Annotated in this window: 11 protein-coding genes; 2 read left to right on the top strand and 9 right to left on the bottom strand. The window is 43.9% G+C overall.

Translation table 11 applies throughout. The annotated features are described in order from the left end of the window. Window positions 1-13 precede the first annotated feature (13 nt). Both HM131_RS05290 and HM131_RS05285 read left to right on the top strand, forming a co-directional pair. Window positions 14-280, top strand: coding sequence for a PTS sugar transporter subunit IIB (locus HM131_RS05290; protein ID WP_085028664.1), 267 nt, complete (start codon window positions 14-16; stop codon window positions 278-280). Between the two features lie 31 nt (window positions 281-311). After that, on the top strand, window positions 312-1,685 hold the full coding sequence (locus HM131_RS05285) for a PTS ascorbate transporter subunit IIC (RefSeq protein WP_085028662.1): 1,374 nt from the start codon (window positions 312-314) through the stop codon (window positions 1,683-1,685). 48 nt (window positions 1,686-1,733) lie between these two features. On the opposite strand, the gene HM131_RS05280 is transcribed toward HM131_RS05285, so the two are convergent. The 9 genes from HM131_RS05280 to HM131_RS05240 all read right to left on the bottom strand — a co-directional run bounded on the left by HM131_RS05280 (window position 1,734) and on the right by HM131_RS05240 (window position 13,230). Continuing rightward, window positions 1,734-2,507, bottom strand: coding sequence for a tyrosine-protein phosphatase (locus HM131_RS05280; protein WP_085028660.1), 774 nt, complete (start codon window positions 2,505-2,507; stop codon window positions 1,734-1,736). 306 nt (window positions 2,508-2,813) lie between these two features. Continuing rightward, entirely contained in the window at window positions 2,814-3,635 is an 822-nt protein-coding gene (locus HM131_RS05275; protein WP_085028658.1) for a carbohydrate ABC transporter permease, read from the bottom strand. A 12-nt stretch (window positions 3,636-3,647) separates the two neighbouring features. Next, the gene (locus tag HM131_RS05270) at window positions 3,648-4,532 is read right to left on the bottom strand and encodes a carbohydrate ABC transporter permease (RefSeq protein WP_157130893.1); all 885 of its coding nucleotides are present in this window, start codon (window positions 4,530-4,532) and stop codon (window positions 3,648-3,650) included. 206 nt (window positions 4,533-4,738) lie between these two features. Continuing rightward, entirely contained in the window at window positions 4,739-6,019 is a 1,281-nt protein-coding gene (locus HM131_RS05265; protein ID WP_085031815.1) for an ABC transporter substrate-binding protein, read from the bottom strand. A 25-nt stretch (window positions 6,020-6,044) separates the two neighbouring features. Continuing rightward, on the bottom strand, window positions 6,045-8,159 hold the full coding sequence (locus HM131_RS05260; RefSeq protein ID WP_085028655.1) for an amylo-alpha-1,6-glucosidase: 2,115 nt from the start codon (window positions 8,157-8,159) through the stop codon (window positions 6,045-6,047). Between the two features lie 82 nt (window positions 8,160-8,241). Then, entirely contained in the window at window positions 8,242-9,255 is a 1,014-nt protein-coding gene (locus HM131_RS05255; protein ID WP_085028653.1) for a LacI family DNA-binding transcriptional regulator, read from the bottom strand. 270 nt (window positions 9,256-9,525) lie between these two features. Beyond that, window positions 9,526-10,971, bottom strand: coding sequence for an NAD-dependent succinate-semialdehyde dehydrogenase (locus tag HM131_RS05250; protein ID WP_085028652.1), 1,446 nt, complete (start codon window positions 10,969-10,971; stop codon window positions 9,526-9,528). A 139-nt stretch (window positions 10,972-11,110) separates the two neighbouring features. Then, window positions 11,111-11,872, bottom strand: coding sequence for a LamB/YcsF family protein (locus HM131_RS05245; RefSeq protein ID WP_085028650.1), 762 nt, complete (start codon window positions 11,870-11,872; stop codon window positions 11,111-11,113). After that, window positions 11,869-13,230 (bottom strand): acetyl-CoA carboxylase biotin carboxylase subunit, encoded by a 1,362-nt coding sequence (locus HM131_RS05240; protein WP_085028648.1) that lies wholly within the window; start codon window positions 13,228-13,230, stop codon window positions 11,869-11,871. Before HM131_RS05240 ends, HM131_RS05245 begins: the two co-directional genes overlap by 4 nt.

The raw sequence follows: 13,230 nt of genomic DNA, 5'->3' as shown, positions 1-13,230 counted from the left end.
GGAGGAATTTAAAATGAAAAAAGTATTAGTTGTATGTGGAAATGGTTTAGGAAGCAGCATGATCGTAGAAATGAACGTAAAAGCAGCATTGAAGGAAATGGGGAAAGAAGCAGAAGTTTCCCACACAGACTTGACTTCAGCAAAGTCTGAACAAGCCGATCTCTACCTAGGTTCAGAAGATATTGTAGGCGGCCTTGAAGATGGAAACAAAAATGTAGTGAAACTGAAAAACTTGATGGACAAGAATGAGCTCCGCGAAGCACTAGAAAACAATCTGTAATAAAAACTAAAACAACAAAGGAGCGTTACACATGATTGATTTAATAATGAAGGATATCTTAGGAACACCGGCCATACTTGTTGGTTTGTTCGCCCTAATCGGACTCCTTGTGCAACGCAAAAATACAGGCGATGTTGTTTCAGGCACCCTTAAGACAATCATGGGCTTCGTGATCCTAGGGGCAGGGGCGAATGTCCTTGTCCAGTCCCTGGGTCAGTTCAGCAGCATGTTTAATGAAGCTTTTGCCGTCCAGGGCGTTATTCCAAACAACGAAGCCATCGTTGCCCTTGCACAGGAAACTTTCGGTACAGCGACAGCAATGATTATGCTGTTCGGTATGGTCGTCAATATTCTACTCGCCCGCTTCAGTCCTTTTAAGTATATCTTTTTAACTGGGCACCATACGATGTTTATGGCCGCTCTGATCGCTGTTATCTTAACCACTGGCGGATTTTCTGGGGCATCCCTAGTCATTCTAGGATCCATTATCCTTGGGACCTTGATGGTGTTGTCTCCAGCTATGCTTCAGCCTTTCACACGTAAAGTAACGGGTTCTGATGACTTTGCCGTTGGGCACTTCGGTTCATTCGGATATTTAATTGCTGCTCTAGTAGGTAAGGCTGTCGGAAAAGGTTCTAAATCCACAGAAGAGATTAAAGTTCCTAAATCTCTAAGCTTTCTTCGAGACACTTCCGTTTCTGTCTCCTTAACCATGGCGATCCTCTTCTTCGTCGTCGCAGGAGCTGCCGGACCTGCCTTCGTTCAGGGTGAACTAAGCGGCGGGCAAAACTTTCTTGTATTCGCCTTCATGCAAGGTCTTACCTTTGCTGCCGGTGTCTACATCATTTTAGCTGGTGTGCGTATGCTACTTGCTGAAATTGTACCAGCCTTCAAAGGTATTGCAGAGAAGGTTGTTCCTAATTCAAAACCAGCACTTGATTGCCCAGCCATTTTCCCATTCGCTGGAAACGCTGTCATCATCGGATTCTTCTTCAGCTTTATTGCTGGACTCGTAAGCATGCTGTTCCTGCCATTACTTGGGTTAAAAGTCATTGTACCAGGACTTGTCCCTCACTTCTTCACAGGTGCCGCTGCCGGAGTCTTCGGTAACGCAACTGGTGGTAGAAAAGGCGCCATCATCGGGTCTATGGCAAACGGCGTGATCATCAGCTTCTTACCAGCCCTGTTGCTACCTGTTCTTGGCTCACTCGGATTCCAGGGTACGACATTCGGAGATGCTGACTTCGGAGTCGTTGGTATTGTGCTTGGTAACCTGATTCGAATGGTTGAATCCAATGGTATTGTGTTCGCAGTCGTATTAGGTATCATCGCTCTCCTTTTCTTCCTTGGCGCCAGATCAAAAGCCAATGGAGATAAGGAAAATCCAGATACAGATATAGCTTAATAATCTTTCAAGAATCCCTTCCTGATTGCAGGAAGGGATTTTAATGTTTTATTTACTAAAAAGCCCAAGCAACTTCGACCGCTTCACCTGCTCCGGTTCAAACGTATCCACCATATTCCCTTCGACAACCGCCTCAGCATTCTCAGCGAAAAAGAACACCCTTTCCAGCCCGTATTCTGCTCTTACCGCTGTGTAAGCTTCCGTTAAACAGAATCCGCGATGCGATGTATTATGAGCATCACACGAAATCAGGTGGGCCAAATTCGCATTCATCAATTCATAGGAAAATTTCTTATACTCTTTGCCAAAATGCCCACAGATGCTTCCCGCCGTTAATTGTGTGAAGGCACCATTACTGACAAACTCATAAAGCAAATCAGGTTCTTCGATAAGCTGTTCATTGCGCTCCGGGTGAACAATAATTGGCCGGTATCCTCCCATCTGTAGATTGTACAGTAACTGCTTAGCAAACCATGGCACTTGCGCATGTGGAAATTCAACCAGCACATAATTGGTGTGTTCATTAATGGTCAGGATTTCCCCATTCTGTAAGTCATCCACAAAATCTCCATATACGCGTGTTTCCTGTCCTGGCAGCACGGTTAAAGGAATACCTTGTTCAGCCAATGCCTCGTTCAGCTTATTTACTTTAGGTAGAATTTCAGACTTGTAGTTATCGAATCTGGTCGTTTTGTGGTGGGGAGTTGCAACAATTTCAGTAATCCCATCCTCGACAGCTGCCTTTGCCATTTCAATGCTGTCCTTAAGGGATACGGCTCCATCATCTACCCTGGGTAGAATATGGCTATGTAAATCAATCATTAGTAGTGGCTCCTTTCCATTGGAGTTTTACAATAACCTATCTTACTATCAGACAGGTTATTTCCCTATTCGTCATTTACTTACCCAGTCATTTCCCTATCTTGTTCATGATCTAACTAGAATCTTGAACTTAAAGAAATGACAAATATCGACCCTTATAAGTACTACCTACTACACAGGCTAGAGGTATTCCTGCTTTCAATTTCAGGAAAACAAGTCTGAATATCCCTTACCCTATTGTAAAATCTGACTTCCAATTCTCCCCAAAAGAAAAACCCCCAAGCAATAGACTTGAGAGTCGATATCTTACTTTCCTCCTGTGAAAGTAACCCCTTTGATAAAATAGCGGTTGAAGAACGCGTAAATCAATAAGGAGGGAATCGTCATAAGCGTCGATGCAGCCATGATTAAATTCCAGAAGCTGATATACTGCCCTTTAAAAGAGTTCAACCCAAGCGTCAAGGTGAACATTTCTTCAGAAGACATGATGATCAATGGACGCATGAAATCATTCCACGATGACATGAAGATAAATACGGCCTGAGCTGCCAGTGCAGGCTTCGCCAAAGGCATGACAATCTTGAAAAATGTACCGATTCTGCTGAGACCGTCCATCTGTGCAGCTTCCTCCAATTCTTTAGGGAAATTTAGGAAGAACTGTCTCATCATAAAAATGAAGGTAGCATTCACCATACCAGGAATGATGAGTCCCTGATACGTATCCAGCCAGCCGAACGCTTTTAGAATAAGATAACTAGGAATTAATGTCACTTGGAAAGGAATCATTAAAACGACTAAGATCAGGAAGAACCAGAACTTACGACCTGCGAATTTCACTCGTGCCAGGGCATAGCCCGCCATCGAGTTAAAGATGATATTCAAGACGACCATAAAGGCCGTAATAAATAGAGAATTGAACATCCACCTTAGAAACAGCGGTTCTCTTGAGAAGATTTCCGTATAGTTATTTAAGGTAAAGTTCTCAGGGAAGAACGTGATGCCTGATACAATCTCTTCTAAAGGCTTAAAGGAAGAAAGGATCGCCCAAAGAAAAGGCATAAAGGTTACCACGGCGTATATGATTAATATTCCGTACACAAATGGCTTCGTAAATGTTTTCTTCTTCATTGGTCTCCTCCCTTAGTCATGAAGTTTTTCCTCACCGAAGAATTTCTTCTGGATGATCGTTACAATCATAATGATGAAGGCAAGCACGACAGCTAGCGCTGAAGCATACCCCATATCAAGAGATTTAAAGGCGTACTGATAGATCAGCAGGACAACAGTCAATGTCGAGTTATTCGGTCCACCTGATCCTCCCGAGAAGATGTAAGACTGATCAAACAACTGGAAGGTACCGATTACTCCCATGACAACGACAAAGAACGTGACAGGTTTCAGGATAGGAACCGTAATAAAGATGAATTTCTGCCACCAGTTGGCTCCATCAATGGTAGCGGCCTCATATACGGAATCAGAGATATCCTGCATCGCAGCCAGATAAATGACCATAAAGAATGGGGCGGTTGCCCAGATGTTCATAATCATAATCGACTTCAAAGCAATATCAGGGTCCGCCAGCCAGTTATACGTGGGGAGACTTAAAAACGAAAGAAACGTGTTGATTAATCCATCTGGATTGTACATCCACATAAAAATAATGGTAAGGACTGCAGAAGATGTAACCGTTGGCAGGAAGAAAATAATTCGAAACGCATTTTTCCCGCGAATATTTGAGTTTAAGGCTGCCGCCAGTAAGAGAGCCAGACACGTTTGGACGGGTACAACAATGAGTACATATTCTGCCGTGTTTTTAAGGGCAATCATAGCCCGTGTATCGTCCAATGTACGGGTATAATTTTCAAGTCCGATAAACTCATAGCCAATCCCACCGAGAAGCTGCACATCATTTAAGGATAAGTAAAAGGCATATAAAATAGGGATAACAACAAATACACCAATGGTAAAAATCGTCGGAGTCATAAACAAATAGCCAGAGATTCCTTCTTTCATTCCTTTACTCATGTATCGCTTCGGCCGTTTTCCTTTTTTCGGAGGTTTCGACTGTTTCTGTTCATGAGCAGGGTTTTCTTTTCTAGCCGGTTCCATATCGCCACCTCTTTCATTCTTGATACCACTTTGCCGACTTCACTCAATAAAAAGCATGAAGGAGATAGGAAGGAAATAGGATTCCTTCCTACTGATCCATCAGCCATTCTTCTTCGCGCTCATTAGTTCGATGCTTTGATCTCCTTGTTCGCTGTTTCTTGAGCTTTCTTCAAGGCTTCCTCAAGGGATTGATCCCCAAGCAGAGCACTCGTGAACTGGTTGTTAAAGTTGTTATTAATGGTCGGAAGGTTCGGACCTGCCTGCCATGGCTGCGCATAGGACGCTCCGGCAACAAACGCCTTACGAATAGGATCTTCATCAAATCCAAGCTCAGCGGCTACTGATTCACGTGTCGGAAGAGCCAGCCCTTTACTTGTCCAAGTTTTCATCCCTTCTTTACCAGTAAGATAGGAAATCAATTCCCAGGCAGCGTCTTTCACTTCTGATTGTTTGTTCATAACATAAGCAACTGTAAATGCGGCTGTTGCTTTTTCTCCATTGACAGTTGGGAGTTCAGCTGTCGCATAGTCCTTATCTGAGAAATTGCTCTCAAGGAATGGAACGGTCCAGTTGCCTTCAATCACCATTGCGGCTTTCCCTTGACCGAACATATCTCCGCCCCAGTCTGTTCCGGCATCAGATGGAAGAGCAGCAATTTTATCTTTCTTCATATCAACAATTGGCTGGAGTGCTTCGATGGCCTTATCGCTTGCAAAAGCAGCTTCATTGTTCTCGTTGGTCACTTTCGCTCCGTAAGGATGGAGCTTATAGAATTGACGGGCAAGTTCAGAAGAGAAACCAAGTCCGTATTGATCCGGCTGTCCATCTCCGTCCTCATCGACTGTCAGTTTGTCAGCATATTCTCTAAGTTCATCCCATGTTTTTGGAGGTCCTTCAAGTCCTGCTTCTTCAAAGGCTTGCTTATCATAGAACAAGGCAAGGGTAGAGAAGTCTTTCGGAAAACCATACTGCTTGTCATCAAATTTGAAAGCATTGAGCAGTGGATCCTGGAAGTCATCGACATCGAATTCATCTGTTACGTACTCGTCAAGAGGCTCTAGCACACCGGTTTTCGCAAGACCCGGAGCTTCAAAGGCGTCAAGGTAGAAAACATCGGCGGCTTCTCCTCCAACAAGACGCGTTTTCATCACATCCATGTATTGGTCGGCAATCACTTCGTGTTCCACTTTAATATTCGGATGCGACTCTTCAAACTCCTGAAGTGTCTGATTCAATAATTCTTTTTCCTCTGGAGTACTGCCCCATCCCGCAAGTTCTACGGTTACCTGTTCACCGTCGCTTGATCCACCATCACCGGAAGAATCACTGCTGCATCCCGCAAGAGCAGTTCCCATTAACATACTAGTCACACCTACAGCCGCCAGCATTTTGTTAAACTTCATCATTTATCTACCCCTCCAAAAAGTTTTATACGTGAATTTTTGAATCTGAGTGAATACTTACATTCAAACCAGTCGAGTTCTCTGCAACGTCAATTTCGTACTGATCTCCTTTTCGTATAACAGTAAAAGAGACCCTTCCCCCGGCTAATGGCAGGCCCTGTACCGACATTTCATTCAAGCCGTTTACGAAGCTCGGCGATAGTGTAATCTCCTTGCTGTCATACGTAGGATACAGTCCAAGCATCGTGCGGATAAAGGTTAAAGGCGTTCCTGCAGCCCAGGCTTGCGGGGAACAAGCAACCGGATAAGGGACCGGTTTTCCCTCTTCCCTCCCATATCCACAGAACAATTCCGGCAGGCGTTCATATTCAAACGAACGGGAAGCCTCAATCAGTCCTTCGATGACAATATTAGCTTGCTTGTTTCCTTGAACATATCCCATCCCAAGCAGAATCATGCTGTTATCATGCGGCCAGACACTTCCATCGTGATAGCTCATCGGATTGTATCCAGCTTCACCTTCCGCCATCGTGCGGATTCCATATCCCGAGAACATCTTAGATGAAACCAGGGAATCTAACACTTGTTCCTCTTTATCTTCATCAATCAAGCCGGCATACAAGGCGTGTCCAGGATTGGATGTAATCGTACCCACCTGTTTTTTATGTTCATCGAGAGCAATTGCATAAAAGCCGACATCATCCATCCAGAAAGCTTCATTGAATTTTTTCTTTAAGTCGGCTGCCTGAGCATTCAGCTTTTCCGCTTTTTCAGTAGATCCCGAGGCTTCGTACAACTCGGCAATCCCGAGGCGTGCCTGGTACACATATCCTTGAACCTCGGCTAAAGCGATTGGCGATTTGGCATACTCCCCGTTTCGATGGACGATCGAATCTGCTGAGTCCTTCCACCCTTGATTGGCAATGCCTTTACTGGATTCCTGATGATACTCAATAAACCCATCCCCATCACGATCGCCGTACTGATCGATCCATTCGATAGCGCTTTCAACATTAGGTGAAAGCTCTTTAAACAAATCCAGATCTTTCGACCATCTTACGTATTCTGTTAACAGGATTAGAAACAGCGGTGTCGCATCAATCGTTCCATAGTAAGGGGTGAAAGGAACCTGATTGGTATTGGCCAATTCACCATATCGAATTTCATGCATGATTTTTCCTGGTTCTTCATCTCGCCATTCATCTTTCTTTGTGCCTTGATAATGGGCCAACGTACGTAATGTTCCTTTGGCAATTTCCGGTTGGAACGGGAGCGTCTGAAGGGCAGCAATCATACTATCACGTCCAAATGGAACACCAAACCATGGAAGTCCAGCGACAAAGAATGGCCCGAAACCGACATCCGTAGACAACGCTCGAAGATCCTGACCCCCCCGTTCAATCAATCGGTTCAACGGCGTATGATCGGTGATGACTTTCGTGACGTTTTCATTCCACTCTTCGTACGTTTCTTTAAGGTTCTGAAACGCTTCAGAAGCAGGAAGCGAATCTTTCTTCTCTTCTCCGACTAGCGGGACGACTCGCACCGTTACTTCCTTCACTTCTTCATGAGCTAATTCAAATGGAAACGTAATCGTGCTGCCTTCTGCCTTAGCTCCTGTAGTCGATTCCCAAATCACCTCAGTGGAGCGATTGATTTGATCTGAACCATCGTAACCGAAAATCAATCGGTCATCTTCAACTTTCGTTTCCTGCTTTGTTCCGACTTCACCGTGTTGGAACCCGCGAACGATAAACATGTCAGCAAAGTCCGCTTCAAACGAAAGTTCCAATGAAAAACGGATAGGCGTTGGATAGTAGCTTTTCGCCCGAATCGTTTCATAAAGAACATCATCCGAAATGTAGCGGAAGCGCTCAATTTCAATCGATTCCCTCCACAGCTCAATCTCTCCGTCCTTTTCCATGTGCGGATTCGTTAATAGAATGGAAGATTCATAGGTTCCACCCGCCTCAGATTTCAACAGGATTAATGGTTCTCTGTTAATCGTCAGCGACATTTCGCTTAAAAACCGAGTGTCCTGTTTGTACAACCCAAGTCCATACGGATGGTCAAGTGGAATATCTCCACTCTTATTAGTAAGTAAAAATAGCTCATTATCTTTCAAAACACGGTAATCCATTCCTACACCCCTTCACCCGAAACGTTTTGGTTGTAGCTTAAAAAAATATACCGAAACGTTTTGGATATTCTTTAAAAAAAAATTACACTCTTTCTTTTGTTGTATTTCTTATTTTTAATTCATTTTCAATCAATCGTACCCTGTCTACCGATTTTTGTTGGAGAATGCTAAGCAGCAGATCCGCGGCGGCATATCCCATTCGGAACCAATCCTGTGCCACAGTCGTAAGCGCCGGCGTCACGTAAGAAGCAAGTGTAATGTCATCGTAACCTGTTACGGATAGTTGATCAGGCACTTTTCGTCCCAGCTCTTCAGCTGCACGCACTACCCCAAGCGCCATGAGATCACTCGCACAGACAACAGCAGTAATCTCAGGATAAGTGGTTAATAGCTGTAATGCGACTTCCTGCGCTTTTCTTTCGCTGTATTCCCCATTGCAAATCCATTCTTTGCGAACAGAAAGGCCAGCTTCAAGCATCCCCAGTTCAAATCCTTTGAATCGTTCTTTACTTACAAAAGCCTGATCATGGCCATTCATCATGGCTATGTTCTCATGTCCAAGCTCGACAAGATGCCTTACTGCTTTCATTAATCCATCCACGTTATCCGTTGTGACATACCCTGCTGTTTCACTCTCAACTGGCACATCAATGAGAACGCATGGGATATTGCTGTCAAAAATCTCTTGAAGATACGGATCGTCATTTTTAATTCCCTGAACAATGACTCCTTCCACTCGGCGCTCTCTGCATAGCTGAGCATAAGTCTTTTCCTTCTGCTTCGAGGTCGTCGTATTAAAAAGAACAAGGTCATATTCTTCTGCACCGCAGTATTCATTGATGCCTGTCAGCACGTCGAATACAATGTTATCCTTTGCGCCTTCCCTGGAAAGGCCGGATACAAGCAAACCGATGGTCTTTGTCTTATTCATCACAAGACTTCTTGCCAAAGCGTTCGGGCTGTATTCGATCTCTTTTGCAATTTCTTCGATGCGCTTTCTTGTTTTCGCATTTACATCGGAATAGCCGTTCAAAGCTCGTGATACCGTTGTAACGGAAACTCCGGCGAGTTTTGCGATATCTTTGATGGTCGCCATAGCTCTCTTCATTTTCCTTTCCAAAACGTTTTGGATTTTTAACTTGGTTTGAATTATACATAGAATGAAAACGTTTTACAACCCTGTTTCTAAAATATACCTTATTGATTAATGAGGTGTGTTCAAATTTTATGAGTCGGAAATAAACGCGAACCCACTGTTTCTAATCGTTCACAATAAAGAGTTCAGCACTATCAGGATTTTTCAATTTAATCTCTAGATAAAATTAAGACCAGCACCCTCCTCAGGATGCTGGTTCTATGTGCTATTTTATATTCCGATGGACAAATATTTCGTTTCTAAGAAAGCCTCGATTCCTTCAGCCCCGCCTTCTCTTCCTAGACCGCTCTGTTTCATCCCACCAAATGGGGCCTGGGCTGCAGAAGGGGCACCATTGTTCCATCCGACAATGCCATACTCCAAAGCTTCAGCAATTTTAGTGCCACGGCTCATGTTCTCTGTGAAGAAATAGGCAGCTAAGCCGAACGGTGTTTCATTAGCGAGCCGGACAGCTTCTTCATCAGATTTGACTTTTTGTACAGGGACAACCGGACCAAAGGTTTCTTCCGTCATGCAGAGCATGTCTTCGTTCGTATTAAGTAAAAGGGTAGGAGCATAAAAGTTTCCACTTAGGGATTCTTCTTGATATCCTTTGCCGCCAACCACGACTTCTGCCCCTTTTTCTAGTGCATCCTCTACGTGACGTACTACTTTTTCATACCCCTTCTGATTAATGACAGGACCAATGTCTACTTGTTCTTCAAGTCCGTTGCCTACGTTTAACTCTTCTACCTTTTCCTTTAATTTGCTCACAAACTCATCATAAATCCTTTCCTGCACATATAAGCGGTTCGCGCAGATGCAGGTCTGTCCAGCATTTCTGAATTTGGAGGCCATCGTCCCTTCTACCGCTTTTTCTACATCTGCATAGTTTAGAACAATGAGCGGTGCCTGCCCGCCAAGTTCAAGCGAAATATTCTTGATGGAATCGGCACTTTGCTTCATAAGAAGTCTGCCTACTTCAGTGGATCCTGTGAAGGTCAATTTACGAACGGCATCACTCTTTTGAATGGTTTCACTAAAGACCTCATCAGGAGTGAGGACCATATTCACAACACCCTTCGGAATACCTGCTTCTTCGGCACACTCCATAAATAAGGCAGCAGTCAATGGTGTTTCTTTTGGTGGTTTGACAATGAATGTACAGCCTGCGGCAAGGGCGGGAGCCAATTTTCTCGTGATCATCGCTGCAGGGAAATTCCATGGAGTAATGGCAGCAACCACCCCAACTGGTTGTTTAATTACCTGAATGCGTTGCTCCGCACTTTTAGAAGGGATGGTTTTGCCATAAATCCTTCTTCCCTCTTCCGCGTACCATTTAATAAAGGAAGCGGCATACATAACTTCTCCTCTTGCTTCCTTCAGAGGTTTTCCATTTTCTAATGTGATCATCCTGGCGATTTCTTCTTTTCGGTCCAGCACTTTGTGATAGAACTCTTCTAGGTATCGTGCTCTTTCCTCTGCCGGGAGTTCCTTCCATTCATCAAAGGCTGTCTGCGCTCCTTCAATAGCTCTCTGTAAGTCTCCCTTTGTGCCCAGCGACATAGTTCCGATAACTTCGTTCGTCGCAGGGTTACTGACCTCAAAGGTGTCTGCCTCTTCTCCTATCCACTGCCCATCTAAATAATTCAAGTATTTCAACGTTTCCATTGTCATCCCCCTTTGTATTTATTCATCAATTATAGAAGTTTATTTATGCGGCTCTTCGAAAGAGAACTACACTATAAGTGCCTGTCCCCATCATCATGAAATGGGAGACAGGCACTTATAGTTAGAAGGCTAGATTAAGCAATTATTAAAGAATGTTTTGAATAGGTGCTACTTCGACACCGTTATGGGTAAGTTTCTCATGAACCGTTTTCGCTAATTTAACTGCGCCTGGAGTATCTCCATGAATGCAGACGGTTTCTGCAATTACATCCGCATCGTTTCCAGTGTGGGCGGTAACTTTCCCTTCCTTGACCATTCGGACGACGCGGTCTGCCATAGAATCATAATCCCCTATTTCTGAACCTTTACGGGTCATGATGATGGATCCTGTTTCCGTGTGTTCACGATCTGAGTAGGTCTCTTTAGCGACACGAACCCCCATTTTTTCTCCAACTTCAACGACGGCGGAGTTGTTCATGGCAAAAACGATCATGTTGTCATCCGTTTTTGCGATCCCTTCAAGAATGGCTTTTGCTACCTTCTCGTCTTCCATAGCCATCATATAAAGGGCACCGTGGGGTTTGCAATGGGCGATAGGAACACCATTAGCCCGAGCGAACTCTCGTAAAGCCCCTAATTGATAGAGAACATAGTCTTTTATTTCAGAAGCCGTACAGTTCATATGCCTGCGGCCAAAGCCCATTAAATCGGGAAAAGATGGATGTGCACCGATTTGAACGTTGTGTTCTTTCGCAAGTTCTATTGTCTTCCTCATAATCGTGGGATCTCCAGCATGATATCCGCAAGCAATATTCGCTGAAGTAATATATGGCATCATTCCTTCGTCATTGCCTAACTCATACATACCAAAGCTTTCTCCCATATCGCAATTCAAATCTACCTTCACTTAACTTCCTCCTTTCCTTGTTTCCTAGTTTGCAAGTAATCGGTTGTGTATCTCCCTTCCCTGAAATCCGATTCATTCACTAATTCTTTGAAAAGAGAGAGATTTGTTTTTATTCCTTCTATTTCTGTCTGCTCAATAATCTCTTCCAGCCTATCAAATACTTCATTTCTATCCTTGCCATGAACGATAATTTTCCCAACCATTGGATCATAAAATGGGGACACTGTATTCCCTTCCTCATAGGCAACGTCAAATCGACCTAATTCTTCCGGCAGCTTGAATGTGTTCAGCTTACCCGGAGAAGGAAAATATGTCTCAGGGTCTTCAGCATAAAGACGGGCTTCAACGGCATAACCGCTCTTTGTAACCTCATCCTGAGTAATATTCAAAGGTTGGTTTGCAGCGATTCTTAGCTGCAGCTCCACAAGATCCAATCCAGTAATTTCTTCTGTAACTGGATGTTCCACTTGAAGACGGGTATTCATTTCAAGGAAATAATAATCTCCTGTGTCATCATCAAAAATGAATTCCATCGTCCCTGCGTTTGTATATCCGATTTCTTTGACACCTTTGACTGCGCTTTCGCAAAGCTGTCCGCGCAGTTTTTCATTCAAGAATGGTGAAGGACTCTCTTCTACCACTTTTTGATTTCTGCGCTGAATGGAACATTCACGCTCGAATAAGTGCAAAGTATTTCCTTCATTGTCTGCAATGACTTGTACTTCAATGTGACGGGCTTTAGAAATAAACCTTTCAAGAAAGACAGTGTCATCTCCAAAAGATGAACCGGCGGTCTGTTTAGCAGAAGAAAAGGATTTCTCTAACTCTGCTTCATTTTGAACAACGTGCATGCCGATTCCACCGCCACCAGCACTTGCTTTTAACATAAGTGGATAGCCGAGATCATTTGCAATCTCTTTGGCATGTTCAACAGAATCTAATTGCCCATCCCAGCCTGGAACGACCGGAACCCCTGCCTTTTTCATATGACGTCGGGCTTCAATTTTATCTCCCATTAATTCGATCTTGTCGGCATCCGGCCCAATAAAGGTAATTCCAGCTTCTTCACAGCTTTTTGCGAATTTCGCATTTTCAGATAAGAATCCGTAGCCAGGATGGATGGCTTCTGCTCCCGATTTCTTTGCCACGTCCAATATCTTATTTATGTCCAAATAACTTTTGGAAGCCTGTGAGGGACCGATCGAATAGGCTTCGCTCGCTTCTCTCACAAACGGTGTATCTTCGTCAGCATCGGAGTACACTGCAACAGTCTCAATCCCCAGTCTGTTACATGTACGAATGATACGACGTGCAATCTCTCCACGATTAGCAATTAGAATTTTATTAAAATAAGGCAT

The organism is Halobacillus mangrovi (assembly GCF_002097535.1).
Lineage (GTDB): Bacteria > Bacillota > Bacilli > Bacillales > Halobacillaceae > Halobacillus > Halobacillus mangrovi_A.
The sequence above is the reverse complement of the archived record's forward strand: the minus strand, read 5'-3'. Positions and strand labels throughout refer to the sequence as shown.